This is a genomic window from Segatella buccae ATCC 33574, assembly GCF_000184945.1.
Lineage (GTDB): Bacteria > Bacteroidota > Bacteroidia > Bacteroidales > Bacteroidaceae > Prevotella > Prevotella buccae.
The window spans coordinates 1,796,157-1,819,724 of sequence record NZ_GL586311.1 but is presented as its reverse complement, the minus strand read 5'-3'; the positions used below and the strand labels follow the sequence as shown (position 1 = coordinate 1,819,724).

The following is a 23,568-nucleotide window of genomic DNA, read 5'->3' as shown; positions in this document are numbered from 1 at the left end:
TCATCTTGCCTCAAGCACTTGACAAATATTCTGCTCGCGATGATTGACAATGACTTCCACTCCGAACTTATTGTGAAGATGCTCGGCCAAATGCTGGGCACTATACACGCTGCGATGCTGGCCACCCGTACAGCCGAAAGAAAACATCAAGCTCGTGAAACCACGTTGGATATAACGCTTCACATGATGGTCGGCCAACCTATATACGCTTTCCAGGAATTGAAGGATTTCACCGTCGTCCTCAAGGAAGCGGATAACCGGTTCGTCAAGTCCGGTCAACTTCTTGTAAGGTTCGTAGCGGCCGGGATTGTGGGTGCTGCGACAGTCGAACACGTAGCCACCACCATTGCCGGACGGGTCTTCAGGAATACCTTTGCGATAGGAGAAACTGTAGACGCGCACTACCAACGGGCCTTTGCCGTCGTATTTAGAATAGGTGGCAGGCCCGTCCTGCGGATGAGCACGATAAATGTTTTGGGCCGTTATCCGAAAACCGTCGGCGCGGTTCACCGCTGGTTGCTCAAGCTGGGCAAACCGAGGGAGTTCGGTTAGACGACGAAGCATCTCCAACATGTAGGGGTAAGGGAACACCTTCTCCCCCATCTTCAAAACATCACGTAGATTTTGGATAGCGGGCGGAATGCTATCCAGAAAATGTTTTTTCCGTTCGAAGTAACCCCGAAAGCCATAGGCCCCGAGCACCTGCAAGGTGCGGAAGAGCACGAACAGGCTCAAGCGGTTGACGAAATGGCGGACGGAGGGTACTTCGGTGTAGTTTTTCAACGCATCGTAGTATTCGTAGACCAATTCGCGACGCAGCTTAAAGGAATATTTGGCCGATGCCTGCCAGAGAAAAGAGGCCAAATCATAATAGAAAGGCCCCTTGCGTCCGCCTTGGAAATCTATAAAGTAAGGATGGTCGTTCGCATCCAGCATGATGTTGCGAGCCTGAAAGTCGCGATAGAGGAAGCTGTCCATCGGCTCGGAAGTGAGGTCTTTGGCAAAAAGGCGGAAATTAGCTTCGAGCTTGAGTTCGTTGAAATCGAGCTCGGTGGGTTTGAGAAAACAATATTTGAAATAGTTGAGGTCGAAAAGCACACTGTCGATATCAAACTCCGGCTGCGGATAGCAGTTGGACCAGTCGAGACCACGCGCTCCACGCAACTGTATGTTGGGCAGTTCTCGTATGACACTCACCAACAAGCGTTTCTCCCGCTGGTTATACCGTCCTCCGGCTTCGCGCCCCCCACGGATGGCATCGAAGAGCGACTGCTTTCCCAAGTCTTCCTGCAAATAGCGCAGTTCATCACCACTCACGGCAAGCAGTTTGGGCACGGGAATCCGGCGCTTGGCAAAATGGCGTGCCAAGTAGATGAATGCGTGGTTTTCATCACGACTGGTCCCCACACAGCCCACAACACTCATGCCATCGGCATCCGTGAGACGATAGTATGCACGGTTGCTCCCCTGTACGGGCAATTTCTCTACTCCGGCCGGCTCTGCTCCGGCCCACTCTGTATATAGTTCAATCAGCTTATCCATATCCGTTTTTCATTTCCAGACATCATCACAGACACCTCTACCCTATCTCCTTTCGGGTCTGCCGTCCGCTATTCCTCTTCGCGTTCCTTCCGACGCCGGCGGTCATCCATTTTATCAGCGATGAAATAATCAATGACAAAAAGAATGAGGATGATGCCAAGCGCCATGGCAAAACTCTCAAAGATGAAATACAATCCACCTGCCACAATGAGAAAGATGACAGCTTTCTTCCAGTCTATTTTTACTTTCATAATGCAAAGATAATGCAATTCGGGGGAAACACAAAAGAATGTCCCCTTTTTATTTCCCCACGGTGACGGCGGGGAATCCACTCCATCCGGCAACCGGCATTCCTCATTATTTTGTCAATAAATATCCACCCTCATTTACATTCCCACTTTCCGCATCGTATCTTTGCACCGGCAAAGGGAGCGCGCACACGCTCCTTATTTTTATCCCCGCAGCCACCAAAAAGGCCTCGAAACCCAAACTTCATACCCCGAAATGGTTATTAAAATGGTTCTTAAACGCCTTTTACGGGGCACTTTTTAGCCATTTCAGCCTAAATGTCTCCGGTTACAGTTAATAGTTATAACTAACTGACAATCAGCCATAAAACAATAAAAGGCTTATCTCACGACAAGCCTATTACATATTATACAAAAACATTATGAATTTTGCGAACAAGATTTATCTAACTTTCTTATATTTATTAGTGACTACGACTAATCACAATCTATAACTAATCTATCTTTTACGTATCTCTTAATCGTTTACGTGTGCAAAGATAGGAGTTTTTTTGCATCCATGCAATACCTAAAAATGAGGGTTTGGCATAAATACCTACAAATGGGGAATAGGGAAAGCAGGATTATCTCCTCACAAGCGACGACCCTTTGATGCTTTTTTCGCCGTTGAGCTGAACGGCATAGACACCGCGGGGCAGGCCGGCGAGCGACACTCGATAGGCAGTGAGCCCGGCGGGCATGGTGGCGGAGAGGAGCTTTGCGCCCGACACGCTGAACACCTGCACTGTAAATGGGTGGGACGCAGAGGCGTCCAACCGAATGGTGAGCACGCCTTCTGTATCCACGCCAATACGAGCCCCGGCGGGTTGGTGGCCGGAGAGCCCCTTCACACCGGTGAGTCCAAGCAGATCGAGCAGACCGGCATAGACATCAATTGCCCCACGGCCGTATGCATTGTTAGGATAGGTGAGCGAAGGATCGGGGTGCGTGCAAGTGCGCTTGAGCAGGGTCATCACTTCGCGAGGAGTCAAATCGGGCTTGGCCTGAAGCCAAAGGGCCACAGCCCCACCCACAACGGGAGAGGCCATAGAGGTGCCGGAATTGTAGCTCCACGGATAAGTGCGCCCCTGAAAATCGACAGTCGTCTTGACATTATACTTGTTGTCGTAGGCATCAGGATGGCTTTCGTAATAGAAACTGTTGTATGCAGAAGCGATGTTGGTGCCGGGAGCCACCACATCGGGCTTCACACGGCCATAATAGGTGGGGCCTTGAGAGGAATAGGCACTACGCAGCCCGTTGGCCCCAAAGTCTACCGTGCGGAGATGACCATACATATTTATATAGGAGCTGACATGAGAGGTAGCCCCCACACAGATGACATCGGGCGAGGTGGAAGGAGAATTGAGGTTGTGGGTGTTTTCTGCACCGTCAAGACCATCGATGCCTTCAAGATTTTTAAAGTGGGTGCCTCTCATGCCGGCAGCATAGAGTTCGGATTGGGCATTGTCCCCTACCATCTCAACCGTGATATACGGATTAGCATTGAAGTTGCCGGGGCGAGTCAGTTCTACATCGACCACGGTCTGCGTGGAGTCATAGACATTTCTATAACCACGGGCCGAAAGCACCAACTGACCACCCGGCAAAGGAAGCGAATCGCGCAACACCGAAGCCGGTCTGGAACGCACATCGGCCGAGGAAAAGGCTATGGTGTCGGCCGTAGCTTCACCAACAACCACCAGACGCAGCGTCACACTACCGGCTGTGCGCAGTGTAAGTTTGGCATTCTGGCGGTCGGAGCGCAACACTGCACCACGGCTTTTCACCCCAAGCGGCTTGGAGATATAACCGTTGTTCAGCGCATTGTTGCCCGCTGAGGAAACAATGATGCGTCCGGGGCCAACGAGTTTTCTAAGCATATAGTAGTAAAGCAGATCGTCACCACGGAAATCTTGAGGCGAGCCTTCACTGAAACTGATGACACAGGGCTTTCCCACAGCTTTGGCATAATCGAAGATGTATTTAAAACCGAGGACATCAGTGGCAAGCGTATATTTGTAGATATCAGCGGAATCGATGAGCCGCGCATTCTCTCCCGTGGCATTGGCCACCAGACAAATGTCGCTCTCGTAGGCCACGCCACGGTAGGGCGTGGTGTAACCGCTGCCGGCGGCGATGCCCGTAGTATGGGTGCCATGAGTCTGGTCAAGACCGTCGCGCGAGTGACCATAGGCCAGCAGGCAGTCGCGCCCCACATAGTCGTTGCCCACCGTGAAGCGGCTGCCCACCGTGTCGGTGGTGAGTTGGTCCCAAAGGGCCTTGATGCGATAGTCGGTTCCGGAAGCATCAAAAAAGGTGGGATGGGTAAGGTCGAAGCCAATATCCATGATTCCCATGACAACATCCTTGCCGGTGTAGGCCTGTGGAAGATTCGTCCCGGCATAGGCAGGCAAGGCGTTGGCAAACCCGGGAGTGACATCGAGCATGATGCTGGAGCCTTGGCGGGCTTCGATGCGCACCACATCTGGATGAAGAGACAATGCCGCCAAGCGCCCGAGCGGAATGCTGACAATATGGACATCCCCCAAACGGGCCAGCGAGCGGCAATCGTTGTCGGCAAACGCAGAGACTGACAGGCTGTCAGTCAGACGGACAAAGGCCGTGAGCCGCCGATTGTCAACAGGTTTGGCCGCCCGCCCCGGGACACGTTGGGGAGGACGTTCACACTGCTCGGCCACAATATCCTGCACCCAAGGTGACAACTTGCCATAGTCGGCCTGCTGCCCGAAAGCCATCGTCAAACCGACCGAAAAAGCATATACAAAGGAAAATAACCTCTTTATCATGTTGCAAAATAAGGCAAAAAACATGATAAAAACAAACATTGGCGCATAAAAACAACAAAAAAGTCGCAAACTCTTTGCAGAGTCTGCGACTTTATCATAAATTCTCTCTCGTAAAATCTTTATTTGTTCAGCCCACGGTTGTTGATGGTGGTGTTGAGCAAAAGCAGATACTTGCGATATTGCTGATTGGAAAGAATGTAGTGCATGTACTTCAAATCTTTCTCAATGGCCTTGTTCACAAGCTGCTGACGATCCTCAGCCGAAGCGGAAGCTGCGTTCAACATATCGGCACTGAAATTCTTGTGTATGTCGGCCACAGCCTCCACCTGGTCGATATTCAGACCGAGAGCATCGGCAAGACTGCTCATGTTTACGTTCATATTGTAAGCAGAAGCAGCATTAGCTGCACTTGCGTTCTCGTCTGCTGCGAATGTTGCGGTAGTCATGCTGAGCAATGCTACTGCCATCAAAATCATCTTCTTCATAATCTTTTTACCTTTCTTTTCTTTGTGAGCCCCTATTGACAGGCTCCGTTAAATTATCCTTACTTTTGTCCTTTTGACGATGCAAAGGTAAGCATTATTCCGTCACCAGCCAAACAATTTGTCACACTGTTTGCGCAAACAGCATGTTTTATTGATATAAATCAAACGAAAAAGCTTCTCAATTATAATTTAACGACAGGCATCGGAGCAATAATAAAAGAAAAGATGGAGTTTTCTGAACGTTTTTTAGTACCTTTGCACGCAAGTTAAATTAAAGACAGACAAAGAAATGGAAAAGAACACCAATAAATATATCGCAGCTTCGTATATGCTGTATGATGTGACTGACGGAAAGAAAGAACTGGTGGAACAGACAACCGAAGACCGGCCCTTCGACTTTATCAGTGGAATGGGCATCGCGCTTGAGGCCTTCGAGAACGCCCTCATCGAACTGGACAAGGGCGACAAATTCGACTTCACCCTCACGCCCGAGCAGGCCTACGGCGAATACAACAACGAGCATGTGCTCGATTTGGACAAGGGTATCTTCACCATCAACGGTAAGTTTGACGCAGAACACATCTACAAGGATGCCATCGTGCCTTTGCAGAACCAAGAGGGGAACCGATTCAACGGCCGGGTGCTTGACATCACCGACAACAAAGTGAAGATGGATCTCAACCATCCGCTCGCCGGCAAACATCTTCACTTCGTGGGAGAAATAAAAGATTGTCACGAGGCTTCGGCTGCTGAAGTGGCCGAATATGCCAAAATACTGAGCGGCGAAGGCGGATGCAACGGCTGTGGCGGTGGTTGCGGTGAAGGCGGTTGCAACTGCGGTGAAGGCGATTGCAACTGTGGAGAAGGCAAGCATGGGGAGCATCACCACGACGGCCACTGCGGTGGCGGATGCCATCACTAAAAAGCCTACACTCAAAGAACATAAACCCACATCACAGACTTTGCCACAATGAGAAATACTTTCGGGAACCTTTTCAGACTGACCACATTCGGCGAAAGCCACGGCAAGGCGGTAGGGGGAATCGTTGACGGTTTTCCGGCCGGCATAGACATCGACCTTGAGTTCATTCAAAACGAACTGGCAAGGAGACGGCCGGGGCAAAGCCGAATCACCACCGACCGCAAGGAACCCGACGAGGTGGAGCTGCTCAGTGGCGTGTTTAAAGGGAAATCGACAGGCACTCCGATAGCCTTTGAGGTGAGAAACACCAACCAGCACTCCAAAGACTATGACAACATGCGCCAACTTTTCCGGCCTTCACACGCCGACTTCACCTATTATAATAAATATGGTGTGCGCGATCATCGTGGCGGCGGACGCTCATCGGCACGCATCACCATTGCCCGATGCGTGGGAGGGGCCTTGGCCAAATTGGCCTTGCAGCAGCTGGGCATCAGCGTCACGGCCTACACCTCACAAGTGGGCGATATCAAACTGGAGAAAGATTACCATCTCTACGACCTTGGCACTATAGAGGACAATCCGGTGAGATGTCCCGACCAAGCCAAGGCCAAGCAAATGGAGGAACTCATTGCGGGCGTAAAGGCGCAGGGAGACACCGTGGGGGGCATCATCACGTGTGTCATCAAAGGTTGCCCCGTAGGGCTGGGGGAGCCGGAATTCGGCAAACTGCACGCAGCACTGGGAGGGGCTATGCTCAGCATCAACGCCGTAAAAGGATTCGAATATGGTGAAGGATTCGACTGCGCAACCGCCAAAGGAAGCGAGCTTAACGATGTCTTCATCAATCAAAATGGCAAAATATCAACCTCAACCAACCATAGCGGTGGAATACAAGGTGGCATCAGCAACGGACAAGACATCTACTTCCGGGTGGCTTTCAAGCCCGTGGCAACCTTGCTGATGAAGCAAAACACAGTGACCATAGAGGGTATTCCCACTGAACTGAATGCCCGAGGGCGGCATGACCCATGTGTCCTGCCACGGGCGGTACCTATCGTTGAGGCGATGGCGGCTATGGTCATTTTGGACAATTATCTTCTAAATATGACCACAAAGTTATAATTTCAATCAGAAAAGGATAAAAAACATACGATTTATAGGAGGTAATCTAAAAAAAGATATTACCTTTGCAAAGACGATTGAAGGCTTGCGAAAGTCTGAAATTTGTTTAGTTAAGTCTAGTTTAGTTTTTGTGTTGGTTGAGGGCGACCGGTTCGGTCGCCCTCAAATTTGTTTTATACGATATTGAAATGGGGAAACTGTCAATGCTTTGATGGGGAAAGGAATAAGACATGTGGATTGGTCACACACCGCAACATTGGTGGAAGCCATCGCTGCAAGGCACCGGATGACGGCGAATAATATCAACAAAAACACATCCGCTAAAATGCGCCAACCAGAGCGGGAAAACAGCTTTAAGCCACCGGAGAAGTCCGCCGATATTCCCATTCAAGCTCTTCGAGCTCGCAAAAGAGCCACAGTTGAACGCCAAAAGGGCCCCGGTTGCGATGCAACCGGGGCCCTTTTGCAAGCCCGTTTGGCCCATTTCAGGCCCGGTTTCGGACTCCAGTCGGTGTCAATAAAATTCAAATAACTGACTATCAGCGTTTTCAAAAAGCCATCAAAATCGCCTATTTACGCAGAGAGGCTCGTTCGTTGCAAATATCGCAAACAGAGAGGCCAAAAATGAATAAATAATTTAACAATCATTATCCGGAGAGCTTTCCACCAAACACCGACCGGAGCATAAATGGTTGATCATCAAATGCAGCCAATGATGTCGTGGACATCGGCTATATGGTGGGCATCGAGCCAATCATTGATGCCGTCTTTCACTTTCTTCGTTATAGCCGGATCTATAAAGTTGGCCGTACCGATTTCGATGGCTGTAGCACCACACATCATAAATTCGATGGCATCTCGGGCACTGCTAATGCCTCCCAAGCCCACTACAGGTATCTTCACGGCATGGTAAACATCGTAAACCATGCGGAGTGCCACAGGCTTCACGGCAGGGCCACTCAAGCCCCCCGTGCGGATACTCAGCATGGGCTGACGCTTCTCAATGTCTACGGCCATGCCCATAAGCGTGTTGATGAGCGAAACGCTGTCGGCCCCTTCAGCTTCGCAAGCGCGGGCTATTTCGGCCACATCGGTCACATTGGGCGAGAGCTTCACAATCATCGTCTTGTGGTATTTGGCTCTCACGGCCTTCACCACACTCGCTGCCCCCTCGCAGGTGACACCGAAGGCCATGCCGCCATCCTTCACATTAGGGCAGCTGATGTTGACCTCTATGGCGGGAATACGCTCCAAGCTATCAATCTTTTCCGCACAAGCGGCATAGCTGTCGGCTGAATGTCCACTCACATTGACTATCATATTGGTGTCGATATCCTTTATCTGCGGATAGATGTGCTCGACGAAATAATCCACTCCCTTGTTTTGCAAACCCACACAGTTGAGCATCCCAGAGGGGGTCTCCGCCATGCGGGGATAGTCGTTTCCTTCCCGATGCTCGAGCGTGGTGCCCTTGACTATGATGCCCCCCAATTCGTCTAAGGGTACAAAATCGGCAAACTCCAAACCATAACCGAATGTTCCGGAAGCGGTCATAACCGGGTTCTTCAGTTTAAGACCATTTATATTTACATTTAAAGATGCCATAACAGTTTCTTAATATTTAACACCGGACCTTCCTTACACACGCATACGTTGCCCTCGGTCGTCTTCTCCACACAGCAAAGACAAGCACCTACGCCACAAGCCATTTTATTCTCCAACGACACCTCACAAGCAATACCGTTGGCATGGGCGAAACGGGCTACAGCCATCATCATGGGTTTGGGCCCACAGGTGCTGATTTGGTCAAAACTCTCTGTCTGCAAAATGGAATGATTGGTGACGAATCCCTGCTCGCCGCAAGTGCCGTCTTCCGTGGTCATAAACACACGGCCATACTTCCTGAACTCGTCCAATTCCAACAAGTCTTCTGCACTGCGAGCACCCAAAAGGAATGTAGGTTCTGCTCCGAAATCGCAAATAAGTTTTCCGAAATAGAGAAGCGGAGCAACGCCGACGCCACCACCAACGAGCAAAATCTTCTGCTCTGGCAATGTCGGCATCGTGAAACTGTTCCCTAAAGGCAGCACACAATTCAGTGTATCTCCAACCCGCAGTTGTGCCAAACGGCGTGTTCCGTCGCCTACGGTAGCTACAAGCAGCCACAACCGGTTGGTTGCACGATCGACAAAATTGACTGAGATAGGACGACGGAGGAATGTTGAAGGTGAATCATCCACTCTCACTTCAACAAACTGTCCCGGCAAGATATCAGGTAAAGGGGCTGAGGACGAAAGTTTCAACAGCACATTCTTTTTATTCAAATGCTCAATCGAAGCCACCTCAAGATCCAAAATGTATTTCTTCATTTTTATGTCTTTACTATGCTTCGGCAAAGATACAGCAAAATAGAGACACCACAAAGGGAATAACGTTCTTTTTTGGAATACACCGATCGGCAGGTTCCCATTATAGAAGTACGCGCGTTCAATATATCAACCTTGAGAGACGGGAACTCCAGATAAAAGCACTTACCCATCTCCAACAGAAGTACGACAAGTGCATATTAAAGCTCTTTGAAACTTCTCTCACAAACATTGGCATCTTTTCCCGGCATCCATCCCTCACTGACTATAGAAAGTGGAAAATGCCATGAAATGACTTCAAGCCTTAGGGACAAATGTCTCCCAAGTATTGTCATTATAAAAGATTCTTATTTCTGTTATTTTTCGTTGAGGTTTGTCAACTTCCTTGATAACAATTTGAGGTGCTATTTTAGGTGTATTTTGCACACTCCGCTCCGCAGGCTGGTCGAAGAGAGAAGGCGAGGCCACATCGGAGGCATTACTGAAATCCACCAATCCCTCACCGGGTGTAGTCGGTGGAGGAGTAGGAGTGCCTTCGCCTGACTCTCCATCCAAAAACATCTGTCCTTCTCCAAACATCAACCAATCAATATTCAAGTTAGGGAATCGTTTTCGGATAGCATCAACTGTTTTCAACGATGGGTTCGTGCGTCCATTGAAAATGCTACTTAGCGATGCGGAAGAAATTCCGATGTATTGTGAGAAGAGCAACTGGTTCATGTGTTGGCTCTCCATGAGCTGTTTGATTCTATCCTTCATTCGGTTTAAAATTTAGAGATAGGGAGGAAAATCCAATTCTATCTTTGATTTTACAAAGGTAAAACAAAAAAATGGAATCTACAATAGTAAAAAACAAAATTCAATAATTTGCTTTTGGATTTGCGTTTCAATAATTCGGAAACACAAACACAAAACAAAGATTTTAGCGTTTAGTTTTATGAATTTAAAATTAAGATCCAAATATATAGCTATACAAAACTACAATGCTATTCTACAAAATACTGACTATTAAATGATAATAGATCTTGAATATCGAGAATCTACACCAATATACGCTATCAACTATGCGAATTAGACTTTTAGTAGACCAAACAGCTTGGTTTTTTGTCATAACACACTGATTACCTGCTGATTGTTGGTATGCGTATGCGATTGTATAAATATAAATTAGCAACTTCGAATTGCCTTACGTTGTTTCGATTTGCATTCCTAAATCAATATAAATCTTTTCATAATGCCTAAAATGAGTGTTATTTCGGTTTACAAATATTAAACTTATCTTCTACTGCGGAAACATGATTTATAAAAGTAAAACTTAAATATGGTTAATCTTAAATCTTGCATAGGAGATACAGCCACATTTCGCCATTATTCGCGAATTACGGAATGGACTTCAAACACTTTCAAATTCGTGAATTTCAGAGGGGGTAAATTGAAGCTAAACCACTGATTTTAAGCAAAATTATCGCTGAAAAAACTTCCGGAAAATGTCTTCAATTAGCTAAAAAACGGCCTTTTTTGGGTCTTTTTCAACTGAAAACCGCCCGATTCTTGTTGAATCGGGCGGTTTTCAGGCTCAAATATAGAAGAAAAAGAGGGATCTTAGACCTTAAAAAATGTTAATCGTTCAATGGAGGATGAAAAAGATGAGCTCCTTCATTAGATTAGCAGCATCAGTACCGGGATTATCAAGTCCCTTACTCTTGGCATCAATCTCTCTCAACTTATCAATTATCTGCAAAGTTTTGTTGCCGGAGTAGTTGCGCATTCCTGTCAGATAATCACGCGCTGCCCAACTATTTCTCAAATCCAGGAACTTTGCAACAGCATCCGCATCCTGTTTTTTAGGAGCATAATATGCGATCATCAAATTTTGGAAATAAGAAAAGAGCAACGGGAGAAATGAGTAGATGCTCCCAGCCTTTGGATTACTGTCAAAGTATTTGATAATCTGATTGGCTTTGAAAACGTTGCGATTTACGATTGCATCCCGAAGCTCAAAAGCATTAAAATCTTTGCTCACTTCAATCTCCCGCTCCACCACTTCCGGTGTTACTCTTCGGTTACTTTCGGGAAGAGATATGAGCACCTTTTCAAGTTCAGAAGTCAGCCTGTTCAAATCAGCCCCGATGTGGTCGGCTATCATCTGTGTGGCCTTCGGATCAATGGCCGCATTTTTCCGCTTCAAGTAATTTTCAATAAACGGAGGCAATTCCCGGTCATACAGTTTCCTACTTTCAAAAACAACTCCTACAGCTTGCGCCTTTGCAAAAATCTTTTTTCTGCGGTCAAGTACTCCATTTTTATGGCATAAAACCAAGATAGTCGATTTTACCGGTTTCTCGAGATACTTCTCTATCGGTTCCAGATTTCTCAAATTCTGCGCCTCTTTCACGACAACAACCTGATATTCCGACATCATCGGATACCGCCTGGCCATATCTGCAATTTGCGCAGCTGTAGTATCGGCCCCGAAAAGAACCATTTGGTTAAAATCCCGCTCTTCCGGAGAGAGTACATTTTCCGTTATGTAATCTGTGATTCTGTCTATATAATAAGACTCATCCCCCATCAGCACATATACAGGCGCAAACTTTCTTGCTTGGAGATCGCGCATGATTGCGTCAAAGGAAGGGCCGCTTTTCTTTTCTGCCATGTTCTCTATATATAATAAGGTGTAACTCGCTTTTTTGAAAACGAGAAAAGAAGTTTTTCTTTTTGCTTTATCCGAGATTTCTTTTATCTTTGTATTTGTAAAGACGGTGCCGACGCGCCCTATGAGAGTTCTCCCACAACAATAGCCGGACGCAGCCTGTCTTCATGCAAAGATAATGGAATTAACAGACAATGCAAAATAAAAAAGAAAGTTTTTGAATGATACAGCTGAACCTACCCGATTACCCCATCCGACTGTCCGGCACACAAGAGCATCCTTCCATATTCGACATTCTCCGACGGAAATATGTTGCTTTGACCCCCGAAGAATGGGTACGCCAGCACTTCATCCACTTTCTCATCAACCAAAAAAACTATCCCGCCACCCTACTTGCCAACGAGATAAAACTCCGAGTAGGCAACAAAACCTTGCGTGCCGACAGCGTGCTCTACGACCGAGAACTTCGCCCCAGAATGATCGCCGAATACAAGGCTCCTCATATCCCCATTACCCAGAAAGTTTTCGACCAGATTTCCGCCTACAACATGCTGCTGCATGTAGACTATCTCGTGGTCAGTAACGGTCTGCAACACTACTGCTGCAAGATGGATTATGACAATCAAAAATATTTATTTTTAGAAGACATTCCAGACTACCAAAATATTTAACAACTAAAAGTTCGAAAAAGCAAATGAAAGACTTCAATTTCTATGCCCCTACCCGCGTGGTTTTCGGCAAACAATCCGAAGAACAATTACCACGGCTCCTCAAGGAAGCCGGCGGAAAGAAGGTGCTGGTGCATTACGGCGGAGGCAGTGCCAAGCGCTCCGGACTGTTAGACAAGGTTTACGGCATGCTTGACGATGCCGGTATAGAACATGTGGGGCTTGGAGGAGTCGTGCCCAACCCGCTCCTTTCAAAAGTGAACGAAGGTATTGACCTCTGCCGACGCAAGGGAGTAAACTTTATTTTGGCCGTAGGTGGAGGCTCTGTCATCGATTCTGCCAAGGCCATAGCCTATGGCGTGCCTTACGAAGGAGACGTGTGGGACTTCTGGAATGGAAAGCCGGCCACAGCCGCCCTCCCGGTGGGTGCCATGCTCACCATTCCCGCCGCCGGTTCGGAAATGAGTAACAGCTGTGTCATCACCAAAGATGAAGGAGCCGTGAAGCGCGGTTTCAACAACGACCTTTGCCGATGCAAGTTTGCCATCATGAATCCGGAGCGCACCTACACTCTCCCGCCCTATCAGACAGCCGCCGGAGCCACCGACATCATGATGCACACCATGGAGCGTTATTTCTCTAAACATGAAGACATGACACTCACCGATGCCATCGCCGAAGCCCTGCTGCGCACCGTGAAAGAGAGCACTTTCGAGGTATTGAAGCATCCGGAAGACTATCGCAACCGAGCACAAATCATGTGGGCAGGCAGCCTTTCCCACAACGACCTGACCGAATGCGGCCTCGAAAAAGATTTCGCCACCCATCGTCTTGAGCACGAACTGAGTGCCCTGTTCGGTGTGACCCACGGGGCCGGTCTGGCTGCCGTATGGCCGGCCTGGGCCCGCTATGTGATGAAAAAGCACATAAGTCGTTTTGTGCAGTTTGCCGTCAATGTCATGGGAGTGCCCAACGATTTCTCCAATCCCGAAGCCACTGCCGAGAAAGGCATTTGCCGCATGGAGCATTTCTTCCACGCCATTGGTATGCCCACCAGCATCAAAGAACTTCTCGGGCACGACATCACCGAGGCGCAGATAGATGAAATGGTGGACAAATGCAGCCGTGGCGGCACCATCACCGTGGGGGCAATGGAGGTGATAGCACCCGACGACATGCGAGCCATCTACCGAATGGCCCGCTGACACACCACGTGCCAGACTGTGGGAGTTTGGCACGGCTTTTGTCAAACTCCCCTATATCAACCAAACAATAAGCAATCACACGTATGGCATTAGGAAAATGGATAGGCGGCTTCTTAGGGTTCATCACCACCGGCAGTCCGCTCGGGACACTGGCCGGCTTCGCCCTGGGAGCACTCTTCGACGGCGGTCTGGACGCCGTGAATACCGAAAACGGACAAGAAACCTACAGACACACCCATCGGGCTTATGACAACGGTCAAGCCCAATGGCAGGCGCAGCAACGCGTCTATGAAGGGCAACGCAACTCATTTATGTTCTCGCTGCTTGTCCTCACCTCTTACATCATCCACGCCGATGGCAAGGTGATGCACTCTGAAATGGAATTGGTGCGCAATTTCCTGAGGCAAAACTTTGGCATGGCGGCCCAGACGCAGGGGGAACAGATATTGCTCAAACTCTTCGAACAGCAAAAGAAGCTCGGCACTGCCCAATTTCGCAGCGTCATACACGACAGTTGTGCGCAGATAGCCGGCAACATGCCCTACGAACAACGACTCCAACTGCTCAACTTCCTCACCATGATAGCCCAGGCCGACGGGCTCGTCGTGCAGGCCGAGATAGAGGCCCTGAAGGAAGTAGCCATGAGAATGGGCCTTTCCGCAGCCGATGTCGACTCGATGCTCAACCTCAAGAGCGGTTCGCGTGGCAATCTCAATGATGCCTACAAGGTGCTTGGCGTGTCGCCATCAGCCACCGACGAGGAGGTGAAAAAAGCCTATCGCCGCCTGGCTTTGCAAAACCATCCCGACAAGGTGGCAGCCCTTGGCGACGATGTGCGAAAAGCTGCCGAACTGAAATTTCAGGAAATCAACGCTGCCAAAGACCTTATTTACAAGTCACGGGGCCTCTAATCCTTCCCCACAATATCACATACCGCCACCGCAAAGACCATTTTGCGGTGGCGGTATTTCATTCAACAAAGCTCTTAATTTCCTTTATCAAAAGGCTCCATGCCTTTTCTCCTTTTAAAGGAAAATATGCATTTTCGAGAGAAAGGAAAACGGTTTCCACCATCAAAAAAACACAGATGCTCACAGTATCAATAAGAGGAACAGTGGATATTTGATGAAAAAATGAACATTTGCATTGCCCGCACACCGACAATGAACGAAGAAAGGGGCCTCCGCAAGATGCCGGGCGGTGGCGAATAATATCAACAAAAACACCTCTGCTAAAATTCTCCAACGAGAATGGAATGCCTGCCGTAAACTGCCGAAAAGGCCTGCCGTTTATCTCACCCAGACCATCCGAACTTGTAAAAGAGCCACAGTCAGAAACCAAAAGGGCCACAGTTGCACGACAACCGTGGCCCTTTTGCAAGCCCGTTTGGGTCCTTTCAGCCCCATTTTCGGACTCAAAGCTGTGTCAATAATATTCAAACGACTGATTACCAAGCTTTTAAAAACACCTCTAATATTCGCGTATTTGCGCCCGATGAGCTGTTCGTTACAAATATCGCAAGCAGAGAGGCCGAAAACGAACAAATAGTTTAACAATCCATCTCATTCGGAGGATTTACTGCCCAACACCAATTTTCCCCCATTCACACTCCTACAACACAAGAGAGTCTCACCCGAGAATGGATTCCGAATGAGACTCTCACGATGCTTTTCGCCTTGAGTGCAGACGCTTATTCTGCCCCCTCGGGGATTTCTTCCTCGCTCTTCTTGGCGGTCTTGCGGATGGAACGCTTGCGCTTGGGCTTCTCTTCCACGGGCGAAGCCACCTTTACGCCGGCCAGTTCGGGGTCGATGAGGATGCGGCCGCAATATTCGCACACGATGATTTTCTTGTGCATTTTGATGTCGAGCTGGCGCTGGGGCGGAATCTTGTTGAAGCAACCGCCGCAGGCATCACGCTGCACATAAACGATGCCCAGACCGTTGCGGGCATTCTTGCGGATGCGCTTGAAACTGGTGAGCAACCGGGGTTCGATTTTCTTTTCCAGTTCCGAGGCCTTCTCCTTCAGCAGCGTTTCCTCCTCCTTAGTTTCCTGCATGATTTCGTCGAGTTCCACCTTCTTCTCCTCAAGGGCCTTGCGGCGGTCGTCGATGATTTCATGATTCTGCTCAAGGTCGCGCTCCTTCTCGGCCACCTTGACCTCTGCCTCACGTATTTTCTTGTTGCAGAGTTCTATTTCGAGTGTTTGAAATTCGATTTCCTTGGTCAGCGTGTCATACTCACGGTTGTTGGACACCTCGTCGAGCTGACGCTTGTAGCGTTCCACACTGGCCTGCGCATCCTGAATTTCGCCACGCTTCTGCACCATCGCGCTCTGGAAGTCGCGGATGTCGGCCTCGATTTTCTCGATGCGGGTGGTGAGACCGGCTATTTCATCTTCCAAGTCTTGTACTTCGAGGGGCAGTTCGCCTCTCAACGCGCGCTTCTCATCGATTCCCGACAAGGTGGTCTGAAGCTGGAAAAGCGTCTTCAGCTTCTCCTCCACCGTCAAATCTGTAGGGTCTTTCTTTGCCATAATCTTATAAATAGATAATCGGATTGGTGTTTACCGTGGTGAGAAAAGTCTTCACACCGGGGCAACAATCCTTTATGATTGATTGAAATATTTCGTTGGTGTATTGCTCGCTTTGGTAATGGCCGAGCACGGCTATCTGGATCTGCTGCTCACGGCCGAAGTATTCGTGATAGTGCATCTCGCCCGTGACAAAGGCATCGGCCCCGGCCGCAAAGGCTTCACCGAGCATGAACGAACCGGCACCGCCGCAGACGGCTACCTTGCTGATGGGTCGGCGCAGGAGCTGGTTGCACTGCACACACTCCACTTCAAACGCGCGCTTGAGCATCAGCACGAAGTCATCGGCAGCCATCGGTTCGGGCAATTCGCCGATCACACCCTCACCGGCCTGCACCGTGGCCTCACCGGCATCGGCGGTCTGCACGCGCTCCTCTTTCTGCTTGCCAAAGAAGCGCAACTTGCCAAGCCCCATCTTTTCGGCCATTTTGTGGTTCACTCCCCCCTCGGCCTCATCCATGTTGGTGTGCATGGAGACAATGGTGATATCGTTTTTGATGGCTTTCATCACTGTGCGCTGCACGTAGTCTTCGTCGCTGATGCGGCGGAGCTTGTGAAAGATGACGGGATGATGGCTCACGATGAGATTGCAACCCTGCGCAATGGCTTCGTCGACCACAGCTTCAGTGACATCCAGACACAACAATGCCCCTGATACGTCCACCGCCTCTGTCAGCCCTACTTGCAAGCCGGCATTGTCAAAGCCCTCTTGCAGAGGCAGAGGCGCGAAATGTTCAAGGGCAGCAATTACCTCTTTTATTTTCACGCTTTACAGCTATTTATGATATTTACAAAGTGCAAAGATAGCGAAAATTTGTGAGAGCGGGAATGCTGCACACAGGCGTTTAACGTTTTTTACCACAACGTCTTGTTCCATCATTTACGGGTGTTGCTGCCCCGAAAAGGAAACGGGCCGAAACCCATTGCTGGATTCCGGCCCGCTTTTGTATAGTCGATAAGGGCATTAAGCCATATTCACACGTCCAAAATTGTATGTCTGAATCATATCGACCAAATAATAACTCACTCGTCTCATCATTTTGTGCATTCTCTCTTTCATAATCTTTTTACCTTTAAAATTCTACTAATACTTTATTATTTAACTCTGCAAGATGTCGCTTCACATCTTTGTTATCCTTTTTGCTTTTATCTGTTCGCGATTTGGAGCTTTCTTGCTTTACTCGATGCAAAGGTAGTGCCATTTTGCCAACTACCAACTTTTTGGGGCGGTTTTTAGCTCTAAAAGGTCGACTTTTTGACCTTTATCAACCCGATTGACATGGGTCAAGGCCTGTTTGCGGGACTTGGACAAGATTTGGCAGAAGGCTCTCACACACCTCGAAGACGAGAGAATAAAAGGAAATGGGGGTTAAAAATTAAGCCGTTTTATGCAGTTTTCGCTCCTTTTTCACTAACTTTGCCCGACCAACTATACTTTCCCCACTCCTTTTGCAGACCGACCGGTTGCAAAGCGCGGAGGAATCGGCACATAAGAAACCGGAATAAAACCATCAATGACAATGGATAAAACAAGGATGTACGACTACTTCCTGCCCGCAGAGTGGCATCCGCAAAGCGGCATTCAACTCACATGGCCCCACGACATGACCGACTGGAAGCCTTATCTCGACCGGATCACCGCCACATTCGTCGACATGGCGCGCATCATTGCCGCCCGAGAGAAGGTGGTGATCGTCTCTCCCGACACTGCAGCCGTGAAGTCACTGTTGGCTAAGGAACTACCGGAGGAAATGCAGCCCAACCTGCTCTATTTCACTTGCGACACCAACGACACATGGGCACGCGACCATGCATTTGTCACCCTACTGAGAAGCCCCCAAAGCGAAAAGCCGGTGTCGGATGCCAAACTGCTCGATTTCCGTTTCAATGGATGGGGAAAGAAGTTTGAAGCTGACAAAGACAATGCCATCAACTGTGTACTTTATAGCCAAGGGGCGTTTGAAGGGGTCATGGAAGACCACCTCGATTTCGTTCTGGAGGGAGGGGCGATTGAGAGCGACGGGCACGGCACGGTGTTCACCACCTCACAATGTCTGCTCGCCCCCCACCGCAACCAGCCTCTCGACCGCAACCGAATAGAGAAACAACTCAAACAGCGACTATGCGCCGACCGCATCGTATGGCTCGACCACGGCAGTCTCATAGGTGACGATACCGACGGACATATTGATACCATCGTGCGCGTGGCACCTTCCAACACCTTATTATATATAAGGTGTGAGGATAAGAATGATGAGCATTTTGGCGACTTCAAGGCACTTGAAGAACAACTGAAGGCCCTCCGCACGCCCGGTGGACACCCGTACAGACTGCTTCCGTTGCCCTTGCCCGATGCCATTTACGACGACGGCGAGCGTTTGCCGGCCACCTATGCCAACTTTCTCATCATCAACGGGGCCGTGATCTATCCCACTTATGCACAGCCCGACAAGGATGAGCAGGCCCGCCGGCAAATCCAACTGGCTTTCCCCGATCGCGAAATCATCGGTGTCGATGCCCGGACGGTTATCCGTCAGCACGGTTCGCTACATTGTCTGACCATGCAGTTTCCCGCAGGAGTCATTCGTGAGGGGTAACCGTAAAGCATTCATCAATCATAAGACAAGGACGTGCGTCGTCCACCAAAGACAACAAGATATGGCAAAAGAACTGAAAATAGGAATCTTACAACAACACAACGTGGCAGACCGAGGCGACAACATGCGCCGATTGGCCGACGGCATCACCAGCCTTGCCCAACGCGGTGCAGAACTTATCGTGCTGCAAGAACTGCACAACTCGCTCTATTTCTGCCAAGTGGAGAGTGTTGACAACTTCGATTTGGCAGAGCCTGTCCCCGGGCCTTCGACTGACTTTTACGGCCAACTGGCCAAACAACTCAATGTGGTGATTGTCACGTCGCTCTTCGAACGCCGCGCACCGGGGCTTTACCACAACACGGCAGTGGTGATGGAGCGCGACGGCACCATTGCCGGCATCTATCGCAAGATGCACATTCCCGATGACCCTGCCTACTATGAGAAGTTCTATTTTACCCCCGGAGACCTCGGTTTTCAGCCAATACAAACCTCTGTGGGCAAACTTGGCGTGCTCGTTTGCTGGGATCAATGGTATCCGGAAGCTGCCCGTCTGATGGCATTGCAAGGTGCGGAGTTGCTTATCTACCCCACAGCTATCGGTTATGAAAGCAGCGATGCGCCCGACGAACAGCAGCGACAACGTGACGCATGGACCACCGTGCAGCGTGGTCATGCCGTGGCCAACGGGCTGCCGGTGATTTCCGTCAACCGTGTGGGCTTCGAACCGGATCCCAGCGGCCAAACCAACGGCATACAGTTTTGGGGCAGCAGTATGGTGGTAGGACCACAGGGCGAGTTTCTTTTCCGTTCGGGAGATAGCGAGGAAGAGAGTGCCGTTGTCAATGTTGACCTTGCCCATAGCGAGCAAGTGCGCCGTTGGTGGCCGTTCCTGCGTGACCGACGCATAGAAGAATACACTGACATCACCCGCCGTTTCATCGATTAAGCGGTGGCCAATATAAAGACTCGGGGGATATTGTCGAGAGTCCGACAATATCCCCCGAGCCGGTTAAAACATAGCCATAACTGTTTTCGGTCAATATCTGCCCACCATTTGGCTTCTAACTTTCAAACTTTAGATAAACCACAAGCCATCGTGCATAGTGGTATAAACAAGAAACAAGCGGAAACCTTTTGTTTATAGGATTTCCGCTTGCTTCTTAGAGGGTGCCCGGTGGGATTCGAACCCACGACATTCAGAACCACAATCTGACGCTCTAACCAACTGAACTACGGGCACCATCTGGTGTCTTATCGAAGCTTTTCGAAAGCGAGTGCAAAGGTACGGGATTTATCTGGAATATCCAAACAAATCCCAATCTTTTTTCCTAATTATTTAGCAGGAGAAGCCGGAACTTTCGGAGCGGCAGGGGCTTGAGTTGCAGCAGGGGCTGCCTTCTGCGCTCCGGCAGCAGCGTCATTGCTTGCGCCCGGCATGGCAGGTGTAGCCGTCTGCTCTGTGGTGGCACCTTCCATCACACTGCCGTCACTCTTTGCGACGGGGGCAACATAGGCGCAGGCCACACTGATTACGACCATCAGAACGGCGAGAGCCCATGTGATTTTCTCTACGCCGTTGTGGGCCGTGCGAACCCCAAACAACTGGTTGGCAGACTGGAAGTTGGAAGCAAGACCACCTCCCTTTGATTCCTGTACGAGTACGATGCCAATCATCAGAAAGGACACCAATACGATTACGGTTACTAAAAGTGTGTACATTTTAATTATTTATTTTTATTATTTATAATCAATTTCTCCAAAAAGCGCATCTGGTCTGCAAAGTAAGCATTTTTTTGTGGATAATTCAAATTTAAACGCTGAATTATTTCAAATGCCTTTTCATATCTACCTTGTTTTATATAGATGCGAGCGAGCGTTTCGGTAAAATAATTCTCCTCACCCTCGCTTTTTTCCTGATTATCCAAATCCTCTAACGTGGGCAAATATTCAGGGATCTCCTGTAAAGTGAAACTGCCCCCCTCGTTGTTAATGAAATCGTCAATGAGTGCCTGTCCTTTCATTTGCGGCGTGTTTACAGCAGCCGCCTTCTCCTCCTCGCTCTCGGTCTCAAGCAAATAGGACACATAGTCTACCGCAGCATCGGCCGGTGTCGGCCTGCGCCTATTGTTCTTCCCCTCCTCCTCGGCAGGAATAGACTCCAAGAAGTTGTCGATAAGCGCCACCGTACGACTGCCCTTATCCTGGGCAGAAGCCGGTTGGATAGGCTGTTTTCTGATCTGCCTGACCTTATAATGGGCCGCCTCCACGAGTTGGAAGATGACTTTCCTATCGGTAATGTAAATGGCCGCCCGCCGCAACTCTTCGTCAAATGACGGATCATGAAGCAAATAGAGATTCTGCAACATCAGCAGTCGGGCCGTCTGATAATATGGATAGAGCGCAAGAAGACTCCGGAGATCGTAGAGCGTCTCCTTGTCCATCATCTCCGGATGTTTAATCAACTGCGTCAGTTCCATTTTATACTTTCAGTTTTACCAGTTAGCCACCGTTGCATTGAATATCTGATCCACCAAGTCCTCCACCATCTGTCTCACGAGCTGTTCCTGCACAGAATTAAGGCTTAGAGTCGTCTCGTATGACTTGCTTGATGTGAATTGCCGCTCAAAGTCTTCATTATGATTGGCATTGTTGGTGAATCGCACGTTCACGGTGATAGAAAGTTCGGTCATATTAGAATGTCCCTCACTCGACACCGCCTTGTTACGCTGCGAATATTGCGTAATTTCACCCTCCAATTTCAGGTCGCCGTTGCGTTTCACCTGTATCAGCTTGGTATGGTTGGCGTATTCATCCTTCAGTGCATTGTTGAACATTGGCCCCATCGGTCCCCACACATAATTGGAACGTATGGGGAAGTCGACTATCTGAATGGTCTTGGTCTTCGTATAGTCTATGCTCGCACCATTGAACTTGTAAGACACACTGCAAGCTGTCAATACAATCACGGATAACAGGAAGAGGTATTTCTTCATACGTTCAGTTTTTCTCCAGTCCATACTGTTTGAGACGTCGGTAGAGCGTCCGGTCGGAAATGCCCAGCTCCTGTGCGGCCTTCTTGCGGTTGCCGCCATTACGCTCAAGGGCCTTTTCCACCATTTGACGTCCTAAGTCGTTGAGGTTTAGACTCTCCGGCTCATTGATTTCCTCAGCAATGGCATCTTCAATCATGCCGCCGGCCGACTGCCCGATAGTGCCGGAAGGGTTGATAGATGACTGATGGACCGGAAGCGTGGCATCAGTTACAGACCGAGATGCGGGCATGGCAGCACCAAAACCTACGGCTCCGTTCAGCCCCCTCGCCTCGTCAAGTTGCTTGCGCAAAGAACTCATGTCCCGTCGCAAGTCGCTCACATTGCCTCTCAACTCGTAGAGTATCTTGTAGAGTATCTCCCGTTCGCTCTCGTATGAATGCTCACCCGGTTGTGCGATGGTGGCCAACTGGGTGCTCTCACTGTCTTGCGGAATAAACTGCAAAAGCTCTTCCCGGTCGATTTCCCGGTTTCTGCACAGCACCGACATCTGCTCCGTGATATTCTTGAGCTGCCGCACATTACCCGGCCATTTGTATTTCAGCATCACCAGCTTCGCGTCGTCTGTAAGCGTAATCTTCGGCAGGCGGTATTTCTCGGCCATCTGCATGGCAAAAAGCCGGAACAGCAAAATGATGTCTTCCCCACGGTCGCGCAGCGGCGGCATCTGCACGGGAATGGTGTTAAGGCGATAGAAGAGATCCTCGCGGAAACGCCCCTCGCTGATGGCCTTGCGCATGTTGACATTGGTGGCAGCCACAATGCGCACATCGGTCTTCCTGATTTCCTGTCCGCCCACACGGATGTATTCGCCCGTCTCCAGCACACGCAACAAACGGGCCTGCGTGGCCATCGGCAGTTCTCCCACTTCATCAAGGAAAATCGTACCCTTGTTGGCCACACCGAAATAGCCTTCGCTCTCTCCGATGGCACCGGTGAACGAACCTTTCTCGTGGCCAAACAGTTCACTGTCGATCGTTCCCTCGGGAATGGAACCACAGTTGATGGCAAAATACTTCTCGCGACGGCGCGGTGAATTGTCATGGATGACGCGTGGAATGATTTCCTTACCCACACCACTCTCCCCGATGATAAGCACACTGAGGTCGGTGGGTGCCACCTGCAAGGCGACATCGAGCGCATGATTCAATCCGTCGCTATTGCCGACGATGTTATATCTTTGCTTGGTCTTTTGAAGTTCCGATGTGTTCATTTAGCTGACAAAATTACACATTTTATTTGAGAATCTGCAATTATGGCAC

21 protein-coding genes and 1 tRNA gene are annotated in these 23,568 nt (G+C 49.4%); 7 read left to right on the top strand and 15 right to left on the bottom strand.

Annotation, left to right across the window (positions count from 1 at the left end; genetic code table 11):
* From HMPREF6485_RS06965 to HMPREF6485_RS06950, 4 genes are all read right to left on the bottom strand, one after another.
* A complete protein-coding gene (locus tag HMPREF6485_RS06965; protein WP_004345622.1) occupies nucleotides 1–1,542 on the bottom strand; it encodes a RapZ C-terminal domain-containing protein in 1,542 nt (513 codons plus the stop codon).
* A gap of 68 nt (nucleotides 1,543–1,610) precedes the next feature.
* Nucleotides 1,611–1,793: a hypothetical protein gene (locus HMPREF6485_RS06960; RefSeq protein WP_004345620.1), complete on the bottom strand. Its 183-nt coding sequence runs from the start codon at nucleotides 1,791–1,793 to the stop codon at nucleotides 1,611–1,613.
* Between the two features lie 620 nt (nucleotides 1,794–2,413).
* Nucleotides 2,414–4,639 carry a S8 family serine peptidase gene (locus HMPREF6485_RS06955; RefSeq protein ID WP_248622252.1) on the bottom strand — a complete coding sequence of 742 codons (2,226 nt, stop codon included), beginning with the start codon at nucleotides 4,637–4,639 and terminating at the stop codon, nucleotides 2,414–2,416.
* 119 nt (nucleotides 4,640–4,758) lie between these two features.
* A complete protein-coding gene (locus tag HMPREF6485_RS06950; RefSeq protein WP_004340334.1) occupies nucleotides 4,759–5,124 on the bottom strand; it encodes a hypothetical protein in 366 nt (121 codons plus the stop codon).
* 289 nt (nucleotides 5,125–5,413) lie between these two features.
* Here HMPREF6485_RS06950 and HMPREF6485_RS06945 point away from each other — a divergent pair, with 289 nt between their 5' ends.
* Nucleotides 5,414–6,046: an FKBP-type peptidyl-prolyl cis-trans isomerase gene (locus HMPREF6485_RS06945; RefSeq protein WP_004345617.1), complete on the top strand. Its 633-nt coding sequence runs from the start codon at nucleotides 5,414–5,416 to the stop codon at nucleotides 6,044–6,046.
* Nucleotides 6,047–6,094: 48 nt separating this feature from the next.
* On the top strand, nucleotides 6,095–7,171 hold the full coding sequence (aroC, locus tag HMPREF6485_RS06940; protein WP_004345615.1) for a chorismate synthase: 1,077 nt from the start codon (nucleotides 6,095–6,097) through the stop codon (nucleotides 7,169–7,171).
* 699 nt (nucleotides 7,172–7,870) lie between these two features.
* Here aroC and HMPREF6485_RS06930 read toward each other — a convergent pair.
* From HMPREF6485_RS06930 to holA, 4 genes are all read right to left on the bottom strand, one after another.
* Nucleotides 7,871–8,776 carry a dihydroorotate dehydrogenase gene (locus HMPREF6485_RS06930; protein WP_004340327.1) on the bottom strand — a complete coding sequence of 302 codons (906 nt, stop codon included), beginning with the start codon at nucleotides 8,774–8,776 and terminating at the stop codon, nucleotides 7,871–7,873.
* Entirely contained in the window at nucleotides 8,764–9,540 is a 777-nt protein-coding gene (locus HMPREF6485_RS06925) for a dihydroorotate dehydrogenase electron transfer subunit (RefSeq protein ID WP_004340326.1), read from the bottom strand. The genes HMPREF6485_RS06930 and HMPREF6485_RS06925 overlap by 13 nt, the downstream gene beginning before the upstream one ends.
* Before the next feature lie 294 nt (nucleotides 9,541–9,834).
* Entirely contained in the window at nucleotides 9,835–10,296 is a 462-nt protein-coding gene (locus HMPREF6485_RS06920; RefSeq protein ID WP_004345612.1) for a helix-turn-helix domain-containing protein, read from the bottom strand.
* A gap of 868 nt (nucleotides 10,297–11,164) precedes the next feature.
* Complete coding sequence (holA, locus tag HMPREF6485_RS06915) at nucleotides 11,165–12,193, bottom strand: DNA polymerase III subunit delta (protein WP_004345611.1); 1,029 nt, start codon at nucleotides 12,191–12,193, stop codon at nucleotides 11,165–11,167.
* Nucleotides 12,194–12,411: 218 nt separating this feature from the next.
* Between holA and HMPREF6485_RS06910 the strand changes: the two genes are divergently transcribed.
* The 3 genes from HMPREF6485_RS06910 (at nucleotide 12,412) to HMPREF6485_RS06900 (ending at nucleotide 14,974) form a co-directional block, all read left to right on the top strand.
* Nucleotides 12,412–12,861 carry a type I restriction enzyme HsdR N-terminal domain-containing protein gene (locus tag HMPREF6485_RS06910; RefSeq protein WP_004340320.1) on the top strand — a complete coding sequence of 150 codons (450 nt, stop codon included), beginning with the start codon at nucleotides 12,412–12,414 and terminating at the stop codon, nucleotides 12,859–12,861.
* A 23-nt stretch (nucleotides 12,862–12,884) separates the two neighbouring features.
* Nucleotides 12,885–14,063 (top strand): iron-containing alcohol dehydrogenase, encoded by a 1,179-nt coding sequence (locus HMPREF6485_RS06905; protein WP_004345609.1) that lies wholly within the window; start codon nucleotides 12,885–12,887, stop codon nucleotides 14,061–14,063.
* An 83-nt stretch (nucleotides 14,064–14,146) separates the two neighbouring features.
* The gene (locus HMPREF6485_RS06900; RefSeq protein WP_004345608.1) at nucleotides 14,147–14,974 is read left to right on the top strand and encodes a DnaJ domain-containing protein; all 828 of its coding nucleotides are present in this window, start codon (nucleotides 14,147–14,149) and stop codon (nucleotides 14,972–14,974) included.
* Nucleotides 14,975–15,753: 779 nt separating this feature from the next.
* Here HMPREF6485_RS06900 and HMPREF6485_RS06895 read toward each other — a convergent pair.
* Nucleotides 15,754–16,599, bottom strand: coding sequence for a zinc ribbon domain-containing protein (locus HMPREF6485_RS06895; RefSeq protein ID WP_004345604.1), 846 nt, complete (start codon nucleotides 16,597–16,599; stop codon nucleotides 15,754–15,756).
* 4 nt (nucleotides 16,600–16,603) lie between these two features.
* Nucleotides 16,604–17,422 (bottom strand): Nif3-like dinuclear metal center hexameric protein, encoded by an 819-nt coding sequence (locus HMPREF6485_RS06890; RefSeq protein WP_004345603.1) that lies wholly within the window; start codon nucleotides 17,420–17,422, stop codon nucleotides 16,604–16,606.
* A gap of 748 nt (nucleotides 17,423–18,170) precedes the next feature.
* On the opposite strand from HMPREF6485_RS06890, the gene HMPREF6485_RS06885 reads away from it, so the two are divergent.
* Both HMPREF6485_RS06885 and HMPREF6485_RS06880 read left to right on the top strand, forming a co-directional pair.
* Nucleotides 18,171–19,253, top strand: coding sequence for an agmatine deiminase family protein (locus HMPREF6485_RS06885; RefSeq protein WP_004345602.1), 1,083 nt, complete (start codon nucleotides 18,171–18,173; stop codon nucleotides 19,251–19,253).
* Between the two features lie 61 nt (nucleotides 19,254–19,314).
* On the top strand, nucleotides 19,315–20,202 hold the full coding sequence (locus HMPREF6485_RS06880) for a carbon-nitrogen hydrolase (RefSeq protein WP_004345601.1): 888 nt from the start codon (nucleotides 19,315–19,317) through the stop codon (nucleotides 20,200–20,202).
* A gap of 220 nt (nucleotides 20,203–20,422) precedes the next feature.
* Here HMPREF6485_RS06880 and HMPREF6485_RS06875 read toward each other — a convergent pair.
* The 5 genes from HMPREF6485_RS06875 to HMPREF6485_RS06855 form a co-directional block, all read right to left on the bottom strand.
* Nucleotides 20,423–20,496: transfer RNA gene (locus tag HMPREF6485_RS06875), tRNA-His, on the bottom strand.
* A 92-nt stretch (nucleotides 20,497–20,588) separates the two neighbouring features.
* On the bottom strand, nucleotides 20,589–20,975 hold the full coding sequence (gene secG / locus HMPREF6485_RS06870) for a preprotein translocase subunit SecG (protein WP_004345600.1): 387 nt from the start codon (nucleotides 20,973–20,975) through the stop codon (nucleotides 20,589–20,591).
* A gap of 5 nt (nucleotides 20,976–20,980) precedes the next feature.
* Nucleotides 20,981–21,733, bottom strand: a complete 753-nt coding sequence (locus HMPREF6485_RS06865; RefSeq protein WP_004345599.1) for a hypothetical protein — start codon at nucleotides 21,731–21,733, stop codon at nucleotides 20,981–20,983.
* A 15-nt stretch (nucleotides 21,734–21,748) separates the two neighbouring features.
* Nucleotides 21,749–22,273 carry an LPS assembly lipoprotein LptE gene (gene lptE / locus HMPREF6485_RS06860; RefSeq protein ID WP_004340302.1) on the bottom strand — a complete coding sequence of 175 codons (525 nt, stop codon included), beginning with the start codon at nucleotides 22,271–22,273 and terminating at the stop codon, nucleotides 21,749–21,751.
* Nucleotides 22,254–23,519 (bottom strand): sigma-54 interaction domain-containing protein, encoded by a 1,266-nt coding sequence (locus tag HMPREF6485_RS06855; protein ID WP_004345598.1) that lies wholly within the window; start codon nucleotides 23,517–23,519, stop codon nucleotides 22,254–22,256. The genes lptE and HMPREF6485_RS06855 overlap by 20 nt, the downstream gene beginning before the upstream one ends.
* Between the last annotated feature and the right edge of the window lie 49 nt (nucleotides 23,520–23,568).

What these genes read in the sequence shown, in the direction of transcription:
- HMPREF6485_RS06965 (WP_004345622.1), bottom strand. Translation starts at nt 1,542, where the DNA reads ATGGATAAGCTGATTGAACTATATACAGAGTGGGCCGGAGCAGAGCCG.
- HMPREF6485_RS06960 (WP_004345620.1), bottom strand. Translation starts at nt 1,793, where the DNA reads ATGAAAGTAAAAATAGACTGGAAGAAAGCTGTCATCTTTCTCATTGTG.
- HMPREF6485_RS06955 (WP_248622252.1), bottom strand. Translation starts at nt 4,639, where the DNA reads ATGATAAAGAGGTTATTTTCCTTTGTATATGCTTTTTCGGTCGGTTTG.
- HMPREF6485_RS06950 (WP_004340334.1), bottom strand. Translation starts at nt 5,124, where the DNA reads ATGAAGAAGATGATTTTGATGGCAGTAGCATTGCTCAGCATGACTACC.
- HMPREF6485_RS06945 (WP_004345617.1), top strand. Translation starts at nt 5,414, where the DNA reads ATGGAAAAGAACACCAATAAATATATCGCAGCTTCGTATATGCTGTAT.
- aroC (WP_004345615.1), top strand. Translation starts at nt 6,095, where the DNA reads ATGAGAAATACTTTCGGGAACCTTTTCAGACTGACCACATTCGGCGAA.
- HMPREF6485_RS06930 (WP_004340327.1), bottom strand. Translation starts at nt 8,776, where the DNA reads ATGGCATCTTTAAATGTAAATATAAATGGTCTTAAACTGAAGAACCCG.
- HMPREF6485_RS06925 (WP_004340326.1), bottom strand. Translation starts at nt 9,540, where the DNA reads ATGAAGAAATACATTTTGGATCTTGAGGTGGCTTCGATTGAGCATTTG.
- HMPREF6485_RS06920 (WP_004345612.1), bottom strand. Translation starts at nt 10,296, where the DNA reads ATGAAGGATAGAATCAAACAGCTCATGGAGAGCCAACACATGAACCAG.
- holA (WP_004345611.1), bottom strand. Translation starts at nt 12,193, where the DNA reads ATGGCAGAAAAGAAAAGCGGCCCTTCCTTTGACGCAATCATGCGCGAT.
- HMPREF6485_RS06910 (WP_004340320.1), top strand. Translation starts at nt 12,412, where the DNA reads ATGATACAGCTGAACCTACCCGATTACCCCATCCGACTGTCCGGCACA.
- HMPREF6485_RS06905 (WP_004345609.1), top strand. Translation starts at nt 12,885, where the DNA reads ATGAAAGACTTCAATTTCTATGCCCCTACCCGCGTGGTTTTCGGCAAA.
- HMPREF6485_RS06900 (WP_004345608.1), top strand. Translation starts at nt 14,147, where the DNA reads ATGGCATTAGGAAAATGGATAGGCGGCTTCTTAGGGTTCATCACCACC.
- HMPREF6485_RS06895 (WP_004345604.1), bottom strand. Translation starts at nt 16,599, where the DNA reads ATGGCAAAGAAAGACCCTACAGATTTGACGGTGGAGGAGAAGCTGAAG.
- HMPREF6485_RS06885 (WP_004345602.1), top strand. Translation starts at nt 18,171, where the DNA reads ATGACAATGGATAAAACAAGGATGTACGACTACTTCCTGCCCGCAGAG.
- HMPREF6485_RS06880 (WP_004345601.1), top strand. Translation starts at nt 19,315, where the DNA reads ATGGCAAAAGAACTGAAAATAGGAATCTTACAACAACACAACGTGGCA.
- secG (WP_004345600.1), bottom strand. Translation starts at nt 20,975, where the DNA reads ATGTACACACTTTTAGTAACCGTAATCGTATTGGTGTCCTTTCTGATG.
- HMPREF6485_RS06865 (WP_004345599.1), bottom strand. Translation starts at nt 21,733, where the DNA reads ATGGAACTGACGCAGTTGATTAAACATCCGGAGATGATGGACAAGGAG.
- lptE (WP_004340302.1), bottom strand. Translation starts at nt 22,273, where the DNA reads ATGGACTGGAGAAAAACTGAACGTATGAAGAAATACCTCTTCCTGTTA.
- HMPREF6485_RS06855 (WP_004345598.1), bottom strand. Translation starts at nt 23,519, where the DNA reads ATGAACACATCGGAACTTCAAAAGACCAAGCAAAGATATAACATCGTC.